Origin of the sequence: Geomonas edaphica (assembly GCF_004917075.1) — a bacterium.
Lineage (GTDB): Bacteria > Desulfobacterota > Desulfuromonadia > Geobacterales > Geobacteraceae > Geomonas > Geomonas edaphica.
Window position 1 is genome coordinate 1,098,100 of record NZ_SSYB01000001.1, and the last position, 22,866, is coordinate 1,120,965.

Annotated in this window: 25 protein-coding genes and 1 other annotated feature; of the genes, 2 read left to right on the forward strand and 23 right to left on the reverse strand. The window is 60.4% G+C overall.

What is annotated here, in order from left to right; translation table 11 throughout:
* Positions 1–27 precede the first annotated feature (27 nt).
* Positions 28–273 (reverse strand) — a binding site (T-box leader).
* A gap of 187 nt (positions 274–460) precedes the next feature.
* From pssA to ilvY, 16 genes are all read right to left on the reverse strand, one after another.
* Positions 461–1,210, reverse strand: coding sequence for a CDP-diacylglycerol--serine O-phosphatidyltransferase (pssA, locus tag E8K79_RS04730; RefSeq protein ID WP_162604608.1), 750 nt, complete (start codon positions 1,208–1,210; stop codon positions 461–463).
* A gap of 32 nt (positions 1,211–1,242) precedes the next feature.
* Entirely contained in the window at positions 1,243–1,902 is a 660-nt protein-coding gene (locus E8K79_RS04735; protein ID WP_136513696.1) for a phosphatidylserine decarboxylase family protein, read from the reverse strand.
* A 116-nt stretch (positions 1,903–2,018) separates the two neighbouring features.
* Positions 2,019–2,510: an acetolactate synthase small subunit gene (gene ilvN / locus E8K79_RS04740; RefSeq protein WP_129126365.1), complete on the reverse strand. Its 492-nt coding sequence runs from the start codon at positions 2,508–2,510 to the stop codon at positions 2,019–2,021.
* Positions 2,511–2,532: 22 nt separating this feature from the next.
* Positions 2,533–4,233, reverse strand: coding sequence for a biosynthetic-type acetolactate synthase large subunit (ilvB, locus tag E8K79_RS04745; protein WP_136513697.1), 1,701 nt, complete (start codon positions 4,231–4,233; stop codon positions 2,533–2,535).
* Positions 4,234–4,392: 159 nt separating this feature from the next.
* Positions 4,393–6,054, reverse strand: coding sequence for a dihydroxy-acid dehydratase (ilvD, locus tag E8K79_RS04750; RefSeq protein ID WP_136513698.1), 1,662 nt, complete (start codon positions 6,052–6,054; stop codon positions 4,393–4,395).
* Between the two features lie 157 nt (positions 6,055–6,211).
* Positions 6,212–6,904: a tRNA (adenosine(37)-N6)-threonylcarbamoyltransferase complex dimerization subunit type 1 TsaB gene (tsaB, locus tag E8K79_RS04755; protein WP_136513699.1), complete on the reverse strand. Its 693-nt coding sequence runs from the start codon at positions 6,902–6,904 to the stop codon at positions 6,212–6,214.
* Positions 6,905–6,907: 3 nt separating this feature from the next.
* Positions 6,908–7,972 (reverse strand): RIP metalloprotease RseP, encoded by a 1,065-nt coding sequence (rseP, locus tag E8K79_RS04760; RefSeq protein WP_136513700.1) that lies wholly within the window; start codon positions 7,970–7,972, stop codon positions 6,908–6,910.
* A gap of 83 nt (positions 7,973–8,055) precedes the next feature.
* Entirely contained in the window at positions 8,056–9,213 is a 1,158-nt protein-coding gene (locus tag E8K79_RS04765) for a 1-deoxy-D-xylulose-5-phosphate reductoisomerase (RefSeq protein ID WP_136513701.1), read from the reverse strand.
* A gap of 96 nt (positions 9,214–9,309) precedes the next feature.
* Positions 9,310–10,098 carry a phosphatidate cytidylyltransferase gene (locus E8K79_RS04770; protein WP_136513702.1) on the reverse strand — a complete coding sequence of 263 codons (789 nt, stop codon included), beginning with the start codon at positions 10,096–10,098 and terminating at the stop codon, positions 9,310–9,312.
* A 45-nt stretch (positions 10,099–10,143) separates the two neighbouring features.
* The gene (locus E8K79_RS04775; RefSeq protein WP_136513703.1) at positions 10,144–10,890 is read right to left on the reverse strand and encodes an isoprenyl transferase; all 747 of its coding nucleotides are present in this window, start codon (positions 10,888–10,890) and stop codon (positions 10,144–10,146) included.
* 108 nt (positions 10,891–10,998) lie between these two features.
* Positions 10,999–11,556 carry a ribosome recycling factor gene (gene frr, locus E8K79_RS04780; protein WP_136513704.1) on the reverse strand — a complete coding sequence of 186 codons (558 nt, stop codon included), beginning with the start codon at positions 11,554–11,556 and terminating at the stop codon, positions 10,999–11,001.
* 1 nt (position 11,557) lies between these two features.
* The gene (gene pyrH / locus E8K79_RS04785) at positions 11,558–12,280 is read right to left on the reverse strand and encodes a UMP kinase (protein WP_136513705.1); all 723 of its coding nucleotides are present in this window, start codon (positions 12,278–12,280) and stop codon (positions 11,558–11,560) included.
* A 167-nt stretch (positions 12,281–12,447) separates the two neighbouring features.
* A complete protein-coding gene (tsf, locus tag E8K79_RS04790; RefSeq protein ID WP_135871441.1) occupies positions 12,448–13,098 on the reverse strand; it encodes a translation elongation factor Ts in 651 nt (216 codons plus the stop codon).
* Between the two features lie 97 nt (positions 13,099–13,195).
* A complete protein-coding gene (rpsB, locus tag E8K79_RS04795; protein WP_136513706.1) occupies positions 13,196–13,963 on the reverse strand; it encodes a 30S ribosomal protein S2 in 768 nt (255 codons plus the stop codon).
* A gap of 107 nt (positions 13,964–14,070) precedes the next feature.
* Positions 14,071–14,274, reverse strand: coding sequence for a hypothetical protein (locus E8K79_RS04800; protein WP_136513707.1), 204 nt, complete (start codon positions 14,272–14,274; stop codon positions 14,071–14,073).
* A gap of 61 nt (positions 14,275–14,335) precedes the next feature.
* Positions 14,336–15,226: an HTH-type transcriptional activator IlvY gene (gene ilvY / locus E8K79_RS04805; protein WP_136513708.1), complete on the reverse strand. Its 891-nt coding sequence runs from the start codon at positions 15,224–15,226 to the stop codon at positions 14,336–14,338.
* Positions 15,227–15,417: 191 nt separating this feature from the next.
* Between ilvY and ilvC the strand changes: the two genes are divergently transcribed.
* Positions 15,418–16,890, forward strand: a complete 1,473-nt coding sequence (gene ilvC, locus E8K79_RS04810; protein ID WP_136513709.1) for a ketol-acid reductoisomerase — start codon at positions 15,418–15,420, stop codon at positions 16,888–16,890.
* Positions 16,891–16,967: 77 nt separating this feature from the next.
* On the opposite strand, the gene E8K79_RS04815 is transcribed toward ilvC, so the two are convergent.
* Positions 16,968–17,771, reverse strand: a complete 804-nt coding sequence (locus tag E8K79_RS04815) for a hypothetical protein (protein ID WP_246043718.1) — start codon at positions 17,769–17,771, stop codon at positions 16,968–16,970.
* 277 nt (positions 17,772–18,048) lie between these two features.
* Between E8K79_RS04815 and E8K79_RS04820 the strand changes: the two genes are divergently transcribed.
* Positions 18,049–18,822, forward strand: coding sequence for an OB-fold nucleic acid binding domain-containing protein (locus E8K79_RS04820; RefSeq protein ID WP_136513711.1), 774 nt, complete (start codon positions 18,049–18,051; stop codon positions 18,820–18,822).
* Between the two features lie 86 nt (positions 18,823–18,908).
* Here the strand turns inward: E8K79_RS04820 and E8K79_RS04825 are convergent, their stop codons facing one another.
* From E8K79_RS04825 to ychF, 6 genes are all read right to left on the reverse strand, one after another.
* Positions 18,909–19,295, reverse strand: coding sequence for a hypothetical protein (locus tag E8K79_RS04825; protein WP_136513712.1), 387 nt, complete (start codon positions 19,293–19,295; stop codon positions 18,909–18,911).
* A gap of 146 nt (positions 19,296–19,441) precedes the next feature.
* Positions 19,442–19,885 (reverse strand): 50S ribosomal protein L9, encoded by a 444-nt coding sequence (rplI, locus tag E8K79_RS04830; RefSeq protein ID WP_136513713.1) that lies wholly within the window; start codon positions 19,883–19,885, stop codon positions 19,442–19,444.
* A 23-nt stretch (positions 19,886–19,908) separates the two neighbouring features.
* Positions 19,909–20,862: a YybS family protein gene (locus tag E8K79_RS04835; RefSeq protein ID WP_136513714.1), complete on the reverse strand. Its 954-nt coding sequence runs from the start codon at positions 20,860–20,862 to the stop codon at positions 19,909–19,911.
* Entirely contained in the window at positions 20,863–21,141 is a 279-nt protein-coding gene (gene rpsR, locus E8K79_RS04840) for a 30S ribosomal protein S18 (protein WP_135871425.1), read from the reverse strand.
* Between the two features lie 3 nt (positions 21,142–21,144).
* On the reverse strand, positions 21,145–21,546 hold the full coding sequence (gene rpsF, locus E8K79_RS04845) for a 30S ribosomal protein S6 (protein ID WP_015720931.1): 402 nt from the start codon (positions 21,544–21,546) through the stop codon (positions 21,145–21,147).
* A gap of 219 nt (positions 21,547–21,765) precedes the next feature.
* Positions 21,766–22,860, reverse strand: coding sequence for a redox-regulated ATPase YchF (ychF, locus tag E8K79_RS04850; RefSeq protein ID WP_135871424.1), 1,095 nt, complete (start codon positions 22,858–22,860; stop codon positions 21,766–21,768).
* Positions 22,861–22,866: the final 6 nt, after the last annotated feature.

Below are 22,866 nucleotides of genomic sequence, written 5' to 3' on the forward strand. Positions count from 1 at the left end.
GCCGAAAATAAAAAAGCCTCCGCCCCAGCAAGGGGCGAAGGCTTCAAAAAGCTTCCGCGGTACCACCCTCATTCATCCACCCTGCGGCGGACCTCGTTGCCCCCTTTACGCGGGGTTTCGGCCATGGCTAGGAGCGACGCGTTCTCAGTAGAACGGGTGTTCTTCACCACGACGGCTCGAAGGCGAGTTCACCTGCTTCCTCACCGGTTTGCACCAACCACCGGCTCTCTGTAGGGGAAGTTATAGGCTACTACTCCTCGTCATTGCCTTTACATTACGGGAGATAATAGAAAACGCTCGAACCCGTGTCAAGCCTTTTTGTTTTATTTTCCGACACCACCCTACTAAAACGGCGTTGCCCATACTGGACAACGCCGTGTTTTTACCATCGAGCCGCCGGAGTACCGTTGCGTCCTACGGTCATCAACGTAGAACGTTGAACGCAGAACGTTGAACGGGTTTACTGGTTCTTCTTCCCCTCGTAGACCCGGTGCATGGCGCGTTCCAGCCTGCGCCTGCGCGGGTAACCGATGACGAAACCGATCGGACCGGAGAGGATGTAGCAGATGAAGATGGTGAAAAGCATCACCACCGGTTCCGCCGCGATCACGATGAGCAGCAGCACCGCGAGCACCAGGATGGCGAAGGGCTGCCTCTTGATCAGGCTTGGGTCCTTGAACGAGTAGTATTTTACGTTCGAGACCATGAGGAGCGCGAGGAAGTAGATGAGCACCAGGATGGCGAGCTTATTGTACGAGGCGGGCCACCCCATGTGGTAGAAGAAGAGCACCGTCGCGGATACCATGCTCGCCGCGGCAGGGGTCGGCAGACCCACGAAACGCTTGCTCTCCACCGTCTCCACCTGGACGTTGAAGCGCGCAAGCCTCAGGGCCGCGCAGGCGAGGAAGAGGAAACCGGCGAGCCAGCCTAGGCGCCCAAAGGGTTTCAAAGCCCAGCAGTACATGAGAAGCCCCGGAGCGGCGCCGAAGGAGACCACGTCGGCAAGCGAGTCGAACTCCACGCCGAACTTGCTGGCGGTCCCGGTGAGGCGGGCCACCTTGCCGTCCAGGCCGTCGAAGATCGACGATGCGAGGATCCAGAGGGCGGCGGTGCGGTAGTCGCCGTTCACGGTGGAAACCATGCAGTAAAAGCCGGCGAAGAGGCTCCCGGCGGTGAACAGGTTGGGAAGGACGTAGATCCCCTTGCGCATCCCTTCCCTTTCTACTTTTGGTTTCTCTTCACTCACGGCAGTATCCCCAGTACGGTCGCCCCGGCGACCGTTTTCTGTCCCATGACCACGTCGATCTTCGTGCCGAGCGGCAGGTAGACGTCGAGCCGCGAACCGAAACGGATCAGGCCGTACCTGCGGCCGCGGGTCAGTTGGTCCCCGGTCTTCGCGTAGCAGACGATGCGCCTTGCGATGAGCCCGGCCACCTGCACCACCACCAGCTTGAGCCCGGAGGCGGTCTCAAGGACGAGCCCCTGCTGTTCGTTCTCGAAGCTCGCGCGCTCGTCGCGCACGTCGTAGAACTTACCCTTGTTGTAGAAGCCGTCCACCACCTTCGCGGTCAAGGGCGCGCGGTTCACGTGGACGTTGAAGACGGACATGAAGATGCTGATCTTCTCCATCTCAGTCGAGGTGTGCGGCTCGATCACCTTGCCGAGGAAGATCACCTCGCCGTCGGCCGGGGCGATCACCTTGTTCTCACCGGCAGGGGTGTTACGTTCGGGGTTTCTGAAGAAGAAGACGGAGAACAGGGTGAGCAGCGCGAAGAGGGCTGCCGGGAAGAAGAAGCCGCAGTGCAGGAACTGCCCCATGACCGCGAAGACCGCGGCCACAGCGGCGAAGCCTGCTATGAACGGGTACCCCTCGACGGCGATCGGGGTATTGGTATTGCGCATCTAGTACCTCTGGTTGAGTTATTGTCGCGGACAACAAAAAGGCCGTTTCCGGGCGTCCGCGCAGCAAAGCGGGAGTATAGCCCGAAAACGGCCCATCATGCAATGAAAAGAAGCTATTACCCCTTCCACCCCTTGGCGCCGCGGCCGATCACCACGGGGCCGGTGCTGACCAGTTCCTTGAGCCCCAAGGGGCGCAGGAGCTCGATCATGGCGCCCACCTTGGCGGGGGTACCGGTTGCCTCGAGCGTGTAGGACTTGGGCGTCACGTCGATGACCTTGGCGCGGAAGATGTCCGCGATCCTTAAGACCTCGGCACGGCTTTGGTCCTCGGCGGCGACCTTCACGAGCACCATCTCGCGCTCGATGGCGTTCTCCGCCTCGAAGTCGATGACCTTGATCACGTCGATCAGCTTGTTGAGCTGCTTGGTGATCTGCTCGATGATCTGTTCGTCACCGCGGGTGACCAGGGTGATGCGGGAAAGCGCCTCGTCGTTCGTGGGCGCCACGGTAAGGGAATCTATGTTGAAGCCGCGGCCGGAAAAGAGACCGACCACGCGGGAGAGAACACCGAATTCGTTCTCCACGAGCACAGCTATCGTATGTTTCATCGTATCCTCCATGGGCAGGCAGTTAGCTAGCAAGAACCATCTCGGTCAGCGAAGCGCCGGCCGGGACCATCGGGAGCACCTTCTCCTCGCGTGCGACCTTGAACTCCATCAGAACGGGTCCCTTGATGGAGAACCCTTTCTTGATCACGTCGTCCACCTCGTCCACCTTGGTCGCCTGCAGACCGGTGGCGCCGAAGGCCTCGGCGAGCTTGATGAAGTCGATGGGAAGTTCCATGCAGGTCGAGGAGTAGCGCTTGTCGAAGAAGAGCTCCTGCCACTGGCGTACCATGCCCAGGAAGTTGTTGTTCAGGATGACGATCTTTACGTTGAGACGGTTCTGCACGATGGTGGCGAGTTCCTGCATGTTCATCTGGAAGCCGCCGTCGCCGCAGATCACCATGACCTGACGCTCGGGGAAGCCGGCCTGCGCCCCCATGGCCGCCGGGAGGCCGAAGCCCATGGTGCCGAGGCCGCCGGAGGAAAGGAGCGTCCTCGGTGCGGTAAAGCCGAAAAACTGCGCCGTCCACATCTGGTGCTGCCCGACGTCGGTGGCCACGATGGCGTCCGGGTCGGAGAGCGCCCGCAGCCTCTGGATCACGTACTGCGGCTTGATGGTGGAGGTGGTCTGCTTGTAGGACATCGGGTGCTTTTCTTTCCACTCGTCGATTTCGGCGCTCCAGGTAGCGACCGCCTGGCGACACCCTTCGGCGTCCGGACCGATTTCGTCTGCGATCTTCAGCATCTTCGTAAGCACGTCGCGCACGTCGCCTACGATGGGGAGATCGACGCGCACGTTCTTCTTGATCGAGGTGGGATCGACGTCGACATGGACGATCTTCGCGTGCGGCGCGAAAGAGGCGATCTTGCCGGTGACGCGGTCATCGAAGCGGGCCCCGATCGCAATCAGCATGTCGCAGTTGGAAACCGCCATGTTCGCGTAATAGGTGCCGTGCATGCCGAGAAGCCCCAGCGACAGCGGATCGTTCTCGGGGAAGGAGCCAAGGCCCATGAGGGTGGTGGTGACCGGAATGGCGAGGCGCTTCGCGAGTGCCACGAGTTCGGCGGAGGCGTTACCAAGGATGACCCCCCCCCCGACGTAGAGCACCGGTTTCTTCGCCTGCATGATCATGGCGACCGCCTTCTCGATCTGTTTCGGGTGCCCCTCGACGGTGGGCTTGTAGCCGCGGATCTCGACGGTTTCGGGATACTTGAACTCGGTCTGAGCGACCTGGACGTCCTTCGGGAGGTCGACCACGACCGGGCCGGGGCGGCCGGTGCGGGCGATGTAGAACGCCTTCTTCATGATGGTCGCGAGGTCCTTCACGTCCTTCACGAGGAAGTTGTGCTTCGTGCATGGGCGGGTGATGCCGATGATGTCCGCCTCTTGGAAGGCGTCGTTGCCGATGAGGGCGGTCGGCACCTGTCCGGTGATGATCACCATCGGGATGGAGTCCATGTAGGCTGTGGCGATACCGGTGATGGTGTTGGTGGCACCAGGTCCCGAGGTAGCGATGGCGACACCGACCTTACCGGTTGCACGAGCGTAACCGTCGGCCGCGTGAACCCCTGCCTGCTCGTGCCTGGGCAGTATGTGCCTGATCTCCTTGAACGAGAAGAGCTCGTCGTAGAGGTTGATGACCGTCCCGCCGGGATAGCCGAAGATCGTGTCGACCCCCTCCCGCTTGAGACACTCCAATAGAATACGTGCACCGTTCATCTTCATGCGATGTCCCCCTTGCCGCGGCAGTTCGCCTGCCTGCGTATTGATCGATCCCACGCCTGGTAAGCACGGAATCACTAGTAATGAGTTTCCCCTGGGGCCGATCCGTCCCGGTAAGGAAGGGACCTGCCCCTGCCCCTCACGGTAGAGGGGGTCGAGGTTTTATTCAGCGGTGGTGATGGCACCGGTATGGGCCGAGGTAACCACCTTCGCATAGCGGGCGAGCCAACCCTTCTTGATCTTCGGCTCCGGGGCGACCCAGCGGGCGCGCCTTGCCGCCAGTTCCTCGTCGCTCACGAGGAGCTTCAGGGAACGGGACGGGATATCGAGTTCAATCTTGTCGCCGTCTTCAACAAGGGCGATGGGGCCGCCCACCGCGGCTTCCGGCGAGATGTGGCCCACGCAGGGACCGCGGGTGCCGCCCGAGAAGCGGCCGTCGGTGATGAGCGCCACGGAGTCGCCAAGGCCAAGGCCCATGATGGCGGCGGTCGGCGCGAGCATCTCGCGCATCCCCGGTCCCCCCTTGGGTCCCTCGTAGCGGATCACCACCATGTCGCCGCTCTTGATCCTCCCTTCCATGATGGCTGCCATGGCGAGGTCCTCGGAGTCGAAGCAGCGTGCGGTACCGGTGAACTGCATCATCTTCTCGCCAACGCCGGACTGCTTGACCACGGCACCCTCTGGGGCGATGTTGCCGAAGAGGACCGCAATGCCCCCTTCCTTCTTGACCGGCGCATCGATCGGGCGGATCACGCTGTCGTCCACCGCTTTGAGGCTCGCCGCGATCTCCTTGGTGGAGAGGCCCATGAGGGTCGGGCAATCGTGGATCTTGTCCCCAAGCTGCTTCATGACACCGGCGACACCGCCCGCCGCGTCGAGGTCTTCCATGAAGTGCTCGCCGGCCGGGTTCATCGACGCGATCTGCGGGGTCTCTTTGGAGAGGATATCGAAGGTGTTGAGCGGCAGATCCACGCCTGCCTCGTGGGCGATGGCAAGGAGGTGCAGCACGGTGTTCGAGGAGCCGCCAAGCGCCAGATCGACGCGGATCGCGTTCTCGAACGCCTCGCGGGTCAGGATGGAGCGCGGGGTAACGTTCTCGCGCACGAGGTCGACGATGCGCTCGCCCGAGGCAAAAGCGATGCGGCGCTTGAGCGCCGAGACGGCGAGTGCGGTGCCGCAGCGCGGCAGGCTCATCCCCATGGTCTCGGTCAGGATCGCCATGGTGTTCGCGGTGAAGAGCCCCTGGCAGGAACCCATACCGGGGCAGGCGTTCTCCTCGCAGCGGGCGAGTTCCTGGTCGTCGATGACGCCGGCCTTGTAGCGGGCCATCGCCTCGAAGGTGTCGGTGACGAAGGAGTACTTCCTGCCGGCGTCGCCGCGGCCGCTCATCATGGGGCCTGCGGTGACCACGATGCAGGGGATGTCGAGACGAGCCGCCGCCATGAGCATGCCCGGGGTGATCTTGTCGCAGTTGGTCAAAAGGACGAGGCCGTCCAGGCGGTGCGCCTCGGCGACCGACTCGACCATGTCAGCAATCAGCTCCCGGGTCGGCAGCGAGTAGTGCATCCCCTTGTGCCCCATGGAGATGCCGTCGCAGACGCCGGGAATCCCGAAGAAGAAGGAGTAGCCGCCGCCGGTGTGCACCCCCTTCTCGATGAAGCGCTCGAGGTCGCGCATCCCGACGTGGCCGGGGATGAGATCGGTGAAGCTGGTGGCGATGCCGATGAAGGGTTTCCCCATCTCGCTCTGCGGGAGGCCGGTTCCTTTCAAAAGGGCGCGGTGCGGGGTGCGCTCCAGCCCTTGGGTGATCATGTCGCTACGCATGCAGTTCTCCCGTGACGCCGGCGGCACCCTTGTTCAAGGAGGCCAAACCGGCAGTTGATATTGCCAAAAACTGTGTAGTTGAGAACAGTTACCGAGAATTGGTAGGAAGGGTCACCATAATACATTAAAACGAGGCTGTCAACAGACTAAAACGGTGTTAAAGGGACTCGCGCTTTCGCTTCGCGATCTCCGCCTCGGAGGCGCGCAGGTAGATGGGGTTCAGCTGGGCAAGCGGGGTGAACTTACCGGCTCGGGCCGCTTCGCGTGCCAGCACAGCTCCGGCGCTCGCGCGCGGCAGGTTCGCGTGCCAGGGAGGGAAGATGGCGAGCTCGCCGACCGTAGCCGAGATCAGGTCGCGGTATCGCACCGCGCCGTCCCCAATGAAGACGGTCGGCTGCGTGATGCGGGAAAGAAAGTCCTGCGGGGGAAGGACCGCATCGGCAAAGACGGCTTCGGGGAACGAACCTAAGCGGTAAAGGGCGGCGTAGACCTCGGCCTTCCTCGCATCGAACATGGGCGCCACCTGGGCCGAGCAGTAAGGGAGGTTCATGGCGAGCATGGCGAGGGAGGAGAAGCCGACCGCGGGCTTGCCGGTCGCGATGGCAAGCCCCTTGACCGTTGCGATCCCGACACGCACCCCGGTGAAGGAGCCGGGGCCCAGCGAGACGGCGAAGGCATCCACCCCTTCCGGGGCAAGGCGCGCCGCCTTCAAAAGCTCGGAAACCGAGTCCATGAGGCGGCCCGAGTTGCAGCGGTCTTCGCCTAAGATGCACTCACCGAGTAGGGTCGCATCGTCGGAGAGCGCAACCGAGGAGCAGTTGCTGGAGGTGTCGATGGTGAGTATCTTCATCGATCAGGCCTTGCTGGCGAACATGCGCGCGATGTCGTTGTAGAAGGCGAGCATCATGAGGCTTATGAGAAGGACGAGTCCTACCTGCTGCGCGATCTCGCGGGTTCGCTTGCTGACCGGCCTGCCGAGTACCAGTTCGATCACGAAGAAGGCCAGGTGCCCGCCGTCCAGGATCGGCACCGGCAGAAGGTTAAGCACACCGAGGTTCACGGAGAGAAGTGCTACGAAGGCGAGGAAGCTCACCCCCCCGGCGGCGGCCTGTTCGCCCGCCATCTTCACGATCATGATCGGTCCGCCGATGTTGTCCAGCGGGATGGCTCGCTCCACGAGGCGCACCAGCGAAAGCACGGTGAGCTCGATCACGTTCCAGCACTGGGCGCTCCCCTTCACGATGGCTTCCCCCGGAGGGAAGTGATCGATTACGGTTTCCCCGGCGGCGACGACGCCGATGATCGGCTGGGTGACGGTCTCGCCCAGAACGTTCTTCGCAACGCGCTTCTCCGGGACCATGTTGAAGTTTAGGCGTGACTGGCCGCGCTCGACCTCGACCTGCACCGGCGCCCCTTTCCCCTCGGCGATCACCTTGGCGAACTCGTCCCAGCGCATCACCGGTCTGCCGTTCACGGTCCGGATCGCGTCGCCGGTTTTGATCCCCGCCCGCGCAGCGGGCTTGTCCGGCATCACCTCACCGACCTTGGTGGTCAGCGACGGCACACCGACCATGAAAAGGACGATGAAGATCAGGTAGGCGAAAAGGAGGTTGAAGACGGGGCCGGCGGCGACGATGACGATGCGCTGCAGCACCGGCTTGTCGGCGAAGGAGCGTTTTGTGTCCTCCTCGGAGAGTTCAGCCTCCTCCCCCTCCCCCACCATCTTCACGTACCCGCCCAGCGGAAACGCCGAGACGAGGTATTCGGTCTCCCCCACCTGCTTGCCGAAGATCTTCGGGCCGAACCCGAGGGAAAACTTCTCGACACCGACCTTGAAGGCCTTGGCGAAGAGGAAATGACCAAGCTCGTGAATGAAGATCAGCGCCCCGAGGGCTATGATTGCGAAAAGTATGCTCATCGTCGTCCCTTTTTTCGGCGGGCGGCACCCTGCCGTCACCGCCCCTTTGGCACGTCATGCGTGCGGATCGGCGGTGGTTTGAGTTATTCCGACACCCCAAGGACTTCCCTGGCGGTTCTTCTTCCCCAGCGATCTGCCTCCAGCACCTCTTCGATGGAGTGCAGGGCGTGGGGGGTGTGCAGGTCCATGACCTTCTCGATCGCCTCGGCGATGGCCATGAAACCGATCTTTCCTGCAAGGAAGGACTCCACGGCGATCTCGTTGGCGGCGTTCATCACGGCGGGCATGCTCTCACCCGCGTTGGAGGCCTCGTAGGCGAGTCTTAACGCCGGGAACCGGTCCGTGTCCGGTTTGAGAAAGGTCAGCCCGGAGAGGGCGGTCAGATCGAGCGCTTTCACCCCGGAAGCGACCCGGCAGGGGTAGGTAAGCGCGTAAGCGATCGGCCCCTTCATGTCCGGCACCCCCAATTGAGCCATCACGCTGCCGTCGATGTATTCCACCATGGAGTGCACGATGCTCTGCGGGTGCACGTTGACGGCGATGCGCTCCACCGGGATGTCGAAGAGCCAGCGGGCCTCGATCACCTCGAGTCCCTTGTTCATCATCGTGGCGGAGTCGACGGTGATCTTCTTCCCCATGCTCCAGTTCGGGTGGTTCAGCGCGTCGGTTACGGTAGCGTTTCTAAGCTGCTCCAGCCCCCAGTTGAGAAACGGCCCGCCCGAGGCGGTGAGGATGACGCGGGCGATGTCCTCGCAGCGGTGTCCCGCCATGGACTGGAAGACGGCGCAGTGTTCGCTGTCCACCGGGTAGAGGCGCACCCCTTTGTCACGCACCATCTTCATGATCAGGTGACCCGCGGTGACCAGGGTCTCCTTGTTGGCGAGGGCAACGTCCTTGCCCGCCATGATGGCGGCGGCGGTCGGAATGAGGCCGGCCGCACCGACGATGGCCGCAACGACCATGTTGCTCTCGGCGGCGGTGGCCGCCGCGATGAGCCCTTCGACTCCGTACATGATCTGGGGTTTCTTCCCGCTCAAGGATCTGCTGAGCGTTTTCGCCTTTTCGGCGGTGAGCACCGAGACCAAGTCCGGCTTGAAGGTCTCGATCTGCTGCTGAAGAAGTTCAAGGTTGGAGCCCGCGGTGAGTGCCACCACGCGGAACTTGTCGGGGTGGGCCGCCACCACTTCGAGGGTGCTGACCCCGATCGACCCTGTCGAGCCCAAAATCGTAAGATTTTTCATTTTCCCTCGCAGACGTCTCAAGTCAACCGACGCCGATGCCGGATTACGCACGCCCGCGTGAAAAATCGGGCGAGCGGCCGGGCCTTCTGACGCCGTTTAGAACAGGAAGTAGGCGTAGTAGTACGCCGCAGGTGCCGCAAACAAGATGGAATCGATCCGGTCGAGAACGCCGCCGTGACCGGGGATGATGGAGCCGGAATCCTTCACGCCGCAGCTCCTTTTGACGAGCGATTCAAACAGGTCGCCCAGTTGCCCGAGCACGCCCAAAACGAGCGCGGCCCCGAAGCAGTGGACGATGGAAAGCTCAGGGAAAAAGGTGAACTTTGCGATGACCGCACCACTCACGCTGCCTGCCAGCCCCCCCAGGGCCCCCTCGACGCTCTTTTTCGGACTCACCGCCGGGTAGAGCGGGGTTTTACCGATACTGGAGCCGACGTAGTAGGCAAAGCTATCCCCGGCCATGACGATCACCATGATGAGGAACAGCCAGGAGGTCCCGTGCGGCAGCGCACGCACGAGCACGAGGTGCGCCAGAAGAAGCGGCACGTAAAGAAAGCCGGTGAGGATCAGCGCCACGTCGGGAGCCGCCTGTCTGATCTCCTTCAGCCGGAAAAGCGCCACGAGCGAGAAGGCGAGCACCAGCGCGGTGAGGGTCAGAAGCGGGACAACGGGGCTGCCGGAGAAGATGACGAAGACGGAAGCGGCACCGGCCAAAGCGGCGCCCCGGCCTTCGGCGCGGCGATGCGGCAGCGCCATGCGGTAGAACTCGTCGAGCCCCAAAAGGGAGAGCAGGAATACCAGCAGCGAGAACTGGAACACCGTCGCCTTGAGGATGAAGAGGATCACGAGGGGCAGCAGGACGGCTGCGGTGATTAGTCGTTTGATGGCGGACTCCTTCGGGGCACCTGCCCCTGCAAGGCTTTAGCCTTTTTATGCAGGCAGCTGACCCAGCTGCTCGCTGGTCATGCCGAACCTGCGCTCGCGGGACTGGAAGTCGCGGAACGCGCGCATGAGTTCTTCTCTGTCGAAATCGGGCCAGTTAACGTCGGTGAAGTAAAGCTCGGCGTAGGCCAACTGCCAAAGCAGGAAGTTACTGATACGCATCTCCCCGCTGGTTCTGATGAGAAGGTCCGGATCCGGAATCCCGACGGTGAAGAGCGATGCGCCGAAAGCGCGCTCGTCGATGCTCGCAGGATCGAGTCTGCCGGCGGCGGCCTCGGTTGCGAGCTTCCTGGCGGCGGACACCATCTCCTGGCGGCTGCCATAGGAAAGGGCCAGGGTGAGGAGCATCCCCTTGTTGCCGGAGGTCTTGTCGATGGTCGACTGGATTTCCCGATCCACGTCCGGCGGCAGATCGCCGCGGTTGCCGATCACGTTGAAGCGGATGTCGTTTAGCATCATACGGTCGGTCTCGGCGCGGATGTACTGCTTCAAAAGCGTCATGAGCGCCTTGACCTCGGCCTTCGGCCTCAGCCAGTTCTCGGCGGAGAAGGCGAAGAGGGTGAGGTAACCGATGCCCAGACGCGAGCACTCCTCGACGATGACCCGCACCGTCTCCACTCCTTTTTGGTGTCCAACGATCCTGCGCAGCATGCGCTGCTTGGCCCACCGGCCGTTGCCGTCCATGATGACGGCGAGGTGCTGCGGGAGTTTCTTCGGGTCTAAGCGTTTGTCCATGAGCATCCTGAAAACAAAAAAGCCCCTTTGAATAGGGGGTTTGCCTGTGAACGCGAAGGCCGGGCGGCAGCGCGAAAGGGAGTTGCCTCCCCCTCGCGCCTCGGTCCGTTAGACCTCCATCACCTCTTTTTCCTTGTGAGCCAGCACTTCTTCGACCTTGGAAACGTACTTGTTGGTCCCGTCCTGGACATCCTTCTCGGCGCGTTTCAGGTCGTCCTCGGAGATCTGCTTGTCCTTCTCGAGCTTCTTCAGCTTGTCGATGGCGTCGCGGCGGATGTTCCTGAGCGCCACCTTGGCTTCCTCGGCGTCGCGCTTCAGCTGCTTCACGATGTCCTTGCGGCGCTCCTCGGTGAGGGGCGGAAGGCAGAGGCGGATCACCTTGCCGTCGTTGGCCGGGGTGAGCCCGAGGTTCGCGTTCATGATCGCCTTCTCGATGGGACCGATCATCTTGTTGTCCCACGGCTGGATCGTGATGGTCCTGGCCTCGGGGACGGAAAGAGTCGCCACCTGGTTGATCGGGGAGAGCATCCCGTAGGAGTCCACCTTGACGTCCTCCAGAAGCGAGGTGCTGGCGCGCCCGGTGCGGACCTTCTGGTAGTCCTTCCTGAGGGAATCTATGCTCTTGTCCATATGGACGTTCATGTCGGCAATGACATCCTTGATCATGCTATTCTCCTTCTTTCACGAGAGTGCCGATCGGCTCGCCCGTGACAACCCGCACGACATTGCCGTCGGTCGTCACGTCGAAGACGATGATCGGAAGGCTGTTGTCCATGCACAGCGAGATGGCGGTCGCGTCCATGACCTGAAGCCCTTTTCTCAGGACCTCCAGGTAGCTGAGCGTACCGTACTTGGTGGCATTTTTGTCCTTGGCGGGGTCTGCGGAGTAGACGCCGTCGACCTTGGTCCCCTTGAGGATCACGTCGGCGCCGATCTCCATCGCCCTAAGGCTCGCCGCAGTATCGGTGGTGAAGTAGGGGTTGCCGGTGCCGGCTCCGAAGATGACCACCCTTCCCTTTTCCAGGTGCCTGATGGCGCGCCTGCGGATGTAGGGTTCGGCAACCTCGGCCATGGCGATGGCGGACTGGACGCGGGTGTCGACGCCGACCTTCTCGAGGGCGTCCTGCATGGCCAGCGAGTTGATCATGGTGGCGAGCATCCCCATGTAGTCAGCGCTGGCGCGATCCATCCCTTTGGAGGATGCCGCCACGCCGCGGAAGATGTTGCCGCCGCCGATGACGAGGCACAGCTCGACGCCCAGTTCAACCACCTGCTTCACCTCGCGGGCGATCACGGTGATGGTGTTGGGATCGATACCGTACCCCTGGTCGCCGCCGAGGGCCTCGCCGGAAAGCTTGAGAAGTACTCTTTTGTAATAGGGTTCTGCCATCGTAGTCACCTTGCCTTTTTTAGACGGCAAAAAGCCTTCACGCAGAACAGGTTCGGGCAGAGCCCGTTCGCCTGCCGGGGCTTGACGCCGCCCGCGCAGGGCTTTTTGCCTTGCTGCAGATAAAAAAAGAGCCGCCCATTTTCATGGCCGGCTCCCTTTGGGACGTGTTACACGCCGGCCGCCGCGGCGACCTCTGCCGCGAAGTCGCTCTCCTTCTTGGCGAGCCCTTCGCCAAGTACGAACTTGGTGAAGCGGCGGATGCTCATGTTCTCGCCGATGGAAGCGATGGTCTCGTTCAGGAAGGTCTGGATGGTCTTGTCCGGGTCCTTCACGTAGGCCTGCTCGAGGAGACAGATGTCGCCGTAGAACTTGTTGATCTGGCCTTCGAGGATCTTCTCGATGATGGCCGCCGGCTTGCCGCTCTCTTTGGCCTTCTCGCGGTAGATCGCCTTCTCGCGCTCGATCAGCTCTTCGGGCACTTCCTCACGACGCACGTAAAGCGGGGAGGCCGCTGCGATGTGCATCGCGATGTCCTTCACGAAGTTCTGGAAGTTATCGTTCTTGGCGACGAAGTCGGTCTCGCAGTTGACCTCAACCAGGACGCCGATCTTGCCGCCTGCGTGGATGTAGGAACCAACCATGCCCTCGGTCGCTGCGCGGCCGGCCTTCTTGGATGCGGCGGCCAGGCCCTTGGTACGCAGGTAGTCGATCGCCTTCTCATGATCGCCGTCGGTCTCGGTAAGAGCCTTCTTGCAGTCCATGAGGCCTGCGCCGGTTGCTTTCCTCAGTTCGTTTACCTGTGCAGCTGTAATGCTCACGTTATCCTCCACAGTAGCCCGCACCGGTTTCGGCGCGGGCTTCTTAGTGATGTAGATTTTTTAAAAAGGTGATGCCGGTACGGTGACCGAAGGAGCCTTAGGCTTCTGCGGGGGTTTCTTCGGCAACCTCGCCCTCGGTGAAGGCCACTTCTTCCTCAGCGCCGGTCTGGAGACGGGCGTTGCGAGCCTGGGCACCTTCGAGGACGGCGTCAGCCATCTTGCTGGTCAGCAGACGAATGGCGCGGATTGCGTCGTCGTTGCCCGGGATGACGTAGTCGATGTTGTCCGGATCGCAGTTGGTGTCGACGATGGCGACGACCGGGATGCCCAGCTTCTTCGCCTCGGATACCGCGATCTCCTCGTTTTTCGGGTCAACCACGAAGAGCATGCCCGGGGTCCTGCCCATACCCTTGATGCCGCCCAGGGTCTTCTCGAGCTTCTCGCGCTCTTTGCCGAGCTTCAGCTGCTCTTTCTTGGTGTACGCCTCGATGGTGCCGTCGGCGATCATGCTGTCAAGACGCTTGAGACGGTCGATGCTCTGCTTCACGGTGGAGAAGTTGGTGAGCATGCCGCCGAGCCAGCGGTCGTTGACGTAGAACTGCCCGCAACGCTGTGCCTCTTCAGCCACGGAATCCTGAGCCTGCTTCTTGGTGCCGACGAAGAGGACGGTCTCGCCAGCCTGCGCCATTTCGGTCACGAAGCTGTAAGCGTTTTTGAAGAGCCTGACGGTCTTCTGCAGGTCGATGATGTAGATCCCGTTACGAGCGCCGAAGATGTACGGCTTCATTTTCGGGTTCCACCTCTTGGTCTGGTGTCCGAAGTGGACGCCGGCTTCGAGCAGTTCTTTCATGGTGATGTTCGACATTTTTACATTCTCCTTTTGGTTTTCCCTCCGCCACCAGTTAATGCCGGAACCCGCGAGCGGGCACCACCGACACGACTGTGATGGCGTGTGAATTTTGAACAGCGAACTTATATAGCACAGGGGAGAAATGAAGGCAAGACCAAAACCATGTCACGAAGAGCCGCAAAGCCGCAAAGAACGACAGACATAAGCCGGGCAAAACTAGAGGCAGGTACAACAGCAAAAATCGTTAACGCAAAGACGCGAAGGCGCTGAGACGCAAAGGATGAGGCTGAAAGTTTTTTTGCATTTGCATTTACCTTGTCGTTCATGGTCTTTGTCTTTCTCTTTGCGCCTTTGCGGCTTCGCGTCTTTGCGTTAGTGGTTTTAAGCTCAAGCCGCCATCGACCGCTCCTCAGCCAGTTGCCAGAAAGCCTTCACGCTTGCCCGCTGCAGGTTTCTTTTGCTGGTGCAAAGCCCGACCTGGTACGGCTTCAACACAGGAGCGTCCTGGAGCACTACTACCTCATCGCGGAAGGGACTGCGCTCAAGCACAAGCTGCGGGACGATGCCCACGCCGCAGCCAAGACGTACCATGGCGATGATCGCCTCGTTCCCTGAGACCTCTGAGGTGATATTGGGGGTGATGCGATGCTCCTTTAGCCACTGATCCAGACGTCGACGCGAGAGGCCGGTTTGCGGCAGCACGAGCGGAGCGCGGGAAAGGTCGAGCCGATCGCCGGGAACCGGCACCTCGGCCGCTCCTGCAACACGTGGGGCGATGAAGATAAGCGGTATGGTAACGATAGGGAGGAACTCGATGTTTGGGCGTGTTCCATCCGGGAACGCCGCCACAGCGAGGTCGATTTCCCCGCTTTGTACCTGGGCCACAGCCTGTTCCGCGGCGCCAGTTCTCAACTCAAGTTGCACCTCCGGGTACCGCTCCCTGAAAGATTCCAGAAGTTCCGGGAGGAGACTGTAGACAGCGGTGATGGAAGCGTATATGGAAAGGGAGCCGGTGACAGCCTGCTCATTGCGGATCGACGAGCGGAGGCTTTGCCATTCGTTGAGGCAAAGGCGCGCGTAAGCCTTTAGGCGCTCCCCCGCAGGCGACAAGGTGACCGTGCGGTTATCGCGCAAGAAGAGCGGTTGTTCCAGCTTTTCCTCCATGCGCTGGATGGTGCGAGTAAGCGCCGAGGGGCTCAAGTTGCACGCCTGGCTCGCGCGGCCGAAATGCTTCAGCTCCGCCAGGGTAAGAAATATTTCGAGTTCCCGCAGATCCATAAAAGTCTCCTTCTTCTTCTCCATCCACGGCGTCCGCAAGGCACACAAGGTCCATCACCACGCGCCTTCATTGCGTTACACGCAACACAATATGCACAACAAATCAATTTACGCAATGTTAAATATGGTATACAGTCAGCACACTTTCAGACTTGTAACCACACCAGCAATATAATCAGGAGGAGAAAACGATGGGACAGAACTATTTCAACACCCTGCCGCTGCGCCGTCAGCTGCAGGAACTGGGGACCTGCCGCTTCATGGACGCATCCGAATTCGCCAACGGCTGCGAGTACGTGAAAGGCAAGAAGATCGTCATCGTCGGTTGCGGCGCACAGGGTCTCAACCAGGGCCTCAACATGCGCGACAGCGGGCTTGACGTCTCCTACGCCCTCAGGAAAGACGCCATCGAGCAAAAGCGTCAGTCCTACGTAAACGCCTCGGACAACGGCTTCAAGGTTGGCACCTACGAGGAACTCCTCCCCACCGCCGACATCGTCATGAACCTTACCCCGGACAAGCAGCACACCAAGGTGGTGGAAACCGTCATCCCCTTCATGAAGCAAGGCGCCGTGTTTAGCTACGCCCACGGCTTCAACATCGTCGAGGAAGGCACCCAGATCCGCAAGGACCTGACCGTCGTCATGGTAGCACCGAAGTGCCCGGGTTCCGAGGTGCGCGCCGAGTACAAACGCGGCTTCGGCGTTCCGACCCTCATCGCGGTGCACGGCGAGAACGACCCCAAGGGTGACGGCCTCGAAATCGCAAAGGCCATCGCCTCCGCACAGGGCGGCGACCGTGCCGGCGTTCTCGAGTCCTCCTTCGTCGCCGAAGTGAAGTCAGACCTCATGGGTGAGCAGACCATCCTCTGCGGCATGCTGCAGGCGGGCGCGCTCCTTTGCTTCGACAAGATGGTCGGAAACGGCATCGGCGCCCCTTACGCCGTAAAGCTCATCCAGTTCGGCTGGGAGACCATCACCGAGGCACTGAAGCACGGCGGCATCACCAACATGATGGATCGCCTCTCCAACCCGGCCAAACTCGTTGCCTTCAAGCTCGCCAGCGAACTTAAGGACATCATGCGTCCGCTGTTCCAGAAGCACATGGACGACATCATGAGCGGCGAGTTTTCCAGCACCATGATGCAGGACTGGGCCAACGACGACGTGAAGCTCCTCACCTGGCGCGAAGAGACCGGGAAGACCACCTTCGAGCAGACCGAAGCTGCCGGCGAGATCTCCGAGCAGGAGTACTTCGACAAGGCGATCCTCATGGTCGCCATGGTGAAGGCAGGCGTCGAGCTCGCCTTTGAGACCATGGTCGAGACCGGCATCGAACCGGAGAGCGCCTACTACGAGTCGCTGCACGAGACCCCGCTCATCGCCAACACCATCGCCAGGAAGAAGCTGTACGAGATGAACCGCGTCATCTCCGACACCGCTGAGTACGGCTGCTACCTCTTCTCGCACGCCTGCGTACCGCTTCTGAAGCCCTTCATGGCAAAGGTCGGCACCGACGTGATCGGCAAAGGTCTCGACGTGAAGGACAACAGCGTCGACAACCAGCTTCTGGTCGCGGTGAACGCTGAAATCCGCAACCACCTCGTCGAGGAAGTCGGTGCCGAACTGCGCGCCGCCATGACCGGCATGCAGAAGATCGTTTAAGAGATCACCGCCGCAGACAAAAAAGGCGCTCCATATGGAGCGCCTTTTTTATTGCGCACAGAAACATCGCCCCCCTATCAGACCCCAGTTATCTTGGGGGGCGCATGCACGGCCTCAAGCAGGGTACTCAGCAGGTAGACCATCGGTTTAATGACGGTCTCGTCACTCCAGTAGGCGGCATGGTTGCCCGGGTTCCAGGAGGTGAGGATGTTACCTACGCTCACCTCGATGTCCTCGTTCACCGCCGCGGCATAGCCCGTGCCGAGGGGCTTCAGCGGCCAGCCGAGCACGTCGTCGGAATCGTAGAGGTTCAACCACTTCGCTTTTTTTCTAAGCAGCTCAGGAAGGGTTGGCGGCGGGAACTCGATGCAGGCGGGATTCTCGTGTACGACACAGAAAAGCGGAATGGTACTCCCCAAAGTAACCATGCCGGAAAGCGTCTCCATCCGCTCGAACGGCGTAGCTCCGTAGCGCTCCCGTCCATACCCCATCTGCCTGTCCCAGATATAGTCGCTCATGAACAGTGATCCGAGGGAGTGGGCAACTACGACAAGCGGTTTGTCGTCGTCGCCAAGCTTCACGCGCAGCTGTTTAACCGCATCATGGATAAGGCCATGAATCGTGTGGTAAAACCCGCCCGACCTGCCGCTTTGGCTGTGGTAGGCGCTCACGGTACCAAAGGCGCTCAGGAAGAACTTGCGCAGCTTGGCCCAGTTCAGGTCGTTGTTCGCGGCAAGGTCCACCCAGAGTTGGTGTTCCCGCGCCGAGAGCAGCGGTGCCCAATACACCCCATGCCAGGCTATCTCTTCACGATTCAGGCCGCGTCCCGCAATCCGTTCGCGCAGTTCATGTACCGTATCGTGCGCAAAATCGTCGGACATCGTCCCCATTCCATGCACAAGCAATACGCCGAGCTTCTTATCCATGTTCGCCTCCTGTAGCCTAGAAGTTTCCAGCCCTCGTCCCACGCCAAACACATAAACTACAGCTAATGGGTGCAAACAAATATAACTGGATAATCAGCCTGTGCAAGCAGAGCCGAAACAAGACCCATGGTGCGGTCTGCACTAGAGGGGAGGCGCCAGAAAAAGACTTGTTATTCAGAAAGGAAAAAAGTAGTCTGCCGGGAGCAAAAGGATCCCTCTAAGGAGTCATTACATGAACCAAGTACTGAAACACCTCTTCCTGCTGCTTATGTTCGCCGTCTTGACCGCTCATCAGGCCGGCGCGGCGGACACCGCCCGGAAAGAGATCCCCCTTTCCGGCAAGGTCCTGGAGACCATGGACGGCGGGGGATACACCTACCTGCTGTTGCAAAACGGACCGGAAAGGGTGTGGGTGGCGATACCGCTAAGCAAGATCACCGTGGGACAGCAGCTTACCCTCACCCCGGGCTTCGCCATGAAGAACTTCAGCAGCAAGGCTCTCAACCGCAAGTTCGACCAGGTCATCTTTTCGGCGGGGCCGAGCGATGCGAAGAAGATGCAACTGAGCCCGTCCGCCATAAAGGCGCTGCACCAGGGCGTTCCCGGTGCGCCCGGTGGGCAGCAGGAGCAAGCGACTAAAGAAAAAGCAACCACCCAGGCAGCTAAACCAGTTCCCAAGAGCCAGAAAGTCACCAAGGCAAAGGGTGCCAATGCATACACCATCGCCGAAGTGTTCGCCAAGAGTAAGAAACTCGAAAAGAAACAGGTGGTGATCAAAGGCCGCGTCGTGAACGTCGCGGAGAAGATCATGAAGAAGAACTGGATTCACCTGGAGGACGGCACCGGCTCCAAGGCCAAGAAAACCGACAACCTCGTGGTGACTTCGAAAGAACTGCCAAAAGTGGGAGATGTGGTGACCATCACAGGCACCCTCTACAACAACCTCGACTTCGGTTCGGGCTACCGTTACAAGGTCCTGATTCAGGACGCGAAGCTGAAAAAGTAATTACCTGCAAGACATCCCTTCTCCCACCGAACCTGAGCGCCGTAGCGCTTCGGCCCACGAGGGGGGAGAAGGGATGTTCCCATCCCCTACCCTCGCCTGCTTCTCACTTCTTCGTTGAACTTCTGCATGTTGCCGCTCAACTCTCCGGTCAAGGCATGATAGTCGTCTATCGCCCGTCCCAGTAGAAATTCCGCCTCGCTGCGCACATCCATGTGCACGAAGAGGTCGGTCTCGTGCGCTGGACGACTTTCCCCACGGGCCGAGGCCCGTGCCGGCCGGAAGAGATTCAGCACAGAGCGGAAAGGCGTTTCTTTTTCGCCGGCACCGATCTGCAACAACTGCCCAAGTATCTCCTCTGCGGCACCAGCCAGGGTGATGACACTGAAGAGATCCTTCTTGGCGAAGTACAGAAGCAACGCCGTCTCCAACTGACGCAACGCGATCTCCTGTTTGTGATGTTTTTCGATATTCACGGGTCCCCCCAATGTGCAGCGCAGGTACGGGCGGGCGATGATCTCCAGTAGCGCGCGACCATAACGGCTATCTTCAAAATAAAAAGGGCCGCTCTCACAGGAGGCGGCCCTTTATTATTACAGATAGGTTCGGCTTTGCAGCGGGCCTAGGCCTTGGTGACCACGACCTTCAGGTTGGCCGCAACTTCCGGGTGCAGCTTAACGATGGCGGTGAACTCGCCCAGATGCTTGATCGGCTCGTCAAGCACGATGCGCTTGCGATCGATTTCCACGCCCTTCGCCTTCAGCTGCTCGGCGAGTTCCATGTTGGTGACTGCGCCGAAAAGCTTGTCGTCCGCACCGGCCTGGTGTGCCAGGTTGAGGGTGATTGCCTCGATCTTGGCGCCAAGCTGTTTGGCAGCTTCGAGAACCTTGTTTTTCTTGTATTCGAGGTGACGCTTGGCGTGCTCGAGCGCCTTGGCGTTCTTCTCGGTAGCCTCGATGGCGAACCCTTTCGGGAGCAGGTAGTTCCTTGCGTAGCCCGGGGCTACCTTGACGATGTCGCCGATGTGACCGAGGTTTTCAACGTTTTCCTTGAGAATCAACTTCATGTGTTGCCTCCTAGCCTGATTAGTTACAGGTTTTCCTGTTTATTGGGGGACCTGAAGTCCGCCCAGAGATCGAATATCCCAAGCGCCGCGATTGCCAGCACCATCATGGGCTGGAAAACGAGGAGCAGGGTTGCCAACAATCTGATGAAGACCGGTACCGCCAGCTTCTGAAAGAAGAAGCTGATGATGGCGAGCCCCTGGGTCGAGTACAACGCACCCAGAACGATCAGTACGTTCAAGGCGGAGAGGTGCACTATGTTCTCAGGGACCAGCACGCAAAACCCGGCCGCGATAAGCAGCCAGACAAGCGGCTCCGGATTTTTGTACTTCTTGAAGTCACCGACTTGCAGCGGCATTCCCATGCGCGAAGCGATGCCCGCTACGAGCAAAAGGTTCATGCATGCGATGACCCCGTAGGCCACGGTGACCATGGCCGGATAGATGGTTACCACCAACTGCCCCGCCTGGTGCATCGAGTCGTTGAGCGCTTTCAGATCATCACCCTTGACTCCCGCTTTCTCGTAAAGAAGCGCAGTCTGGTTGATGCTGTTTTGCACTCCCTTGGTGATCTTCGCCTGCAGGTCGGCGCCGGTAGCGAGACCGTAGACGACGGCTGCAGCCAGCAACACGGAGACGTTGACCGCCACAGCGTAGATCACCGAGCGGGCCCCACCTTTACCGCGGGCGAGGAACTCGGGAAGCGCCATGGAAAGCACACCGGCCTGCAAAAGGTAGATCGCGGTGGCCGCCGGATCGGCAATCGCCAAAAGAAGCGCGCAGCTTCCGATGACGACACCGAGACCAGTTCCCCTCCCCCGCTTCAAAGTGTAGAAAACGGCTGGAGCGGAGGCGAAAAGCCCGGGGATCATGCCGACCACGGGGAGGTAGACGAAAGCAAGGAAGAGCGTTACCGTGGCAACGCTCCCCTTGATCACATCAAAAACCTTACCCTGCGGAGGGTTCACCGGTAGCGGCATTTACGCGGTCGCGTGGCTGCCTGCGATCGGGAGCAGCGCGATGTTCCTGGCGCGCTTGATCGCCTCGGTGATTTCCCTCTGGTGCTTGGAGCAGTTACCGGAGATACGACGCGGGATGATCTTGCCGCGCTCGGACACGAAGTAACGAAGGGTACGGGGATCCTTGTAATCGATGCTAACCTGCTTGTCTGCGCAGAAACGGCAGACCTTGCGACGCTGGAACGGACGCTTCTTCCTCGGCCCGCTGCTGGTTCTCTGGGGTGCTCTTTCGTCAGCCATCTTTTATTCCTCCACCGTAGTAGTCGTTTCGGCCGGAGCCTCGGTAGCGGCGGCTGCCACTTCCTCGGTCCCTTCCTCGGCGCTCTTAACCGGAGCGGCTGCCGGGGCAACCACTTCCTGCTCGAGTTTCACGCTCTGGTACCTGATCACCTTGTCGTCAAGACGCAGACGACGCTCAAGCTCTGCGATCAACGGGGCATCGGCGTCAAAACGGAGGTAAAAGTAACGGCCACGCGGGTTCTTGTTGATCGGGTAGGCCAGCTTCCTGGTGCCCCAGTCCTCAAGCCTCTTGAAATCGCCGTTCATGCTGGCGATGACGTCCTGTACCTTGGTGGAAAGAGCTTTGATCTCTTCATCACCGAGGTCCGGCTGGACGATGTAAATCGTCTCGTACATCCTGCTCATTGTTAAGCCTCCTCACGGTTAATTTAGCCCCGGTCCGACCCGGAGCAAGGAGATACGGCCATGGGCCGTTCTGGTGAACGCTGCTTATTACTACAGTTTTCAAACTTTGACAAGCAAAATGGCAAAAGCGTGCAAATAATTATTCCGCCCCTACAGTCGCCATGACCTACCCGAGAGGTTCGTAGGGGCGAATGATCATTCGCCCTCCCCCGCGCACAATTACACGTTGAACCTGAAGTGCATGACGTCACCGTCCTGCACCACGTACTCTTTCCCCTCAAGGCGCATCAGTCCCTTCTCCTTGGCGCCTGACTCACCACCGGAGGCTATGAAGTCCTTGTAGGCGATAACTTCAGCGCGGATGAACCCTTTCTCGAAGTCAGAGTGGATCACGCCGGCCGCCCCGGGAGCCTTGGTCCCGCGGGTGATGGTCCAGGCACGCACTTCCTTCACCCCAGCGGTGAAATAGGTGATGAGGCCGAGCAGTTCGTAGCCCGAGCGGATCAGACGGTCCAGGCCTGACTCGGCAAGTCCCATCTCCTCGAGAAAGGCCTGCTTCTCCTCACCCTCCAGTTCGGAAATCTCCGCCTCGATGGAGCCGCAGATGAACACGACGCCGTTACCTTCCTTGGCCGCGAGTTGGCGCACCTCCTCGACGTAGGGGTGTTTCCCTTCCAGGTCGTCCTCGGCCACGTTGGCGACATAAAGAACAGGCTTTGCGGTCATCAGGTGCATGTCGCGCAGGATCAGCCTTTCGTCCTCGTTCTCCGCAAGATTGCGCGGCGAAAGTCCCTTTTCCAGGGTCGCCTTCACCTTCTGGCAGAACTCCACGTCTTCCTTCGCCTTCTTGTCGCCGCTTCTCGCCTGCTTTTCGGTGCGCAGCATGCGCTTTTCCACCGTATCCAGATCGGCCAGGGCAAGCTCGGTCTGGATCACCTCGATGTCACGCACCGGGGAAACGCTTCCGCTCACGTGTACCACGTTCTCGTTCTCGAAGCAGCGCACCACGTGCAGGATCGCGTCGACGGAACGGATGTGTCCGAGGAACTTGTTACCAAGCCCCTCGCCCTGGCTTGCGCCCTTCACCAGCCCGGCAATATCGAGGAATTCGATGGTGGTGGGGAGGATGCGCTCGGGGTGCACGATCTCGGCGAGCTTGTCCATGCGCGGATCGGGAACGGACACGATGCCGACGTTGGGGTCGATGGTGCAGAACGGGTAGTTGGCGGACTCGGCGCCTGCCGAGGTGAGTGCGTTGAAGATGGTCGACTTCCCGACGTTGGGGAGACCTACGATGCCGCAGTTAAAGCCCATGATTTA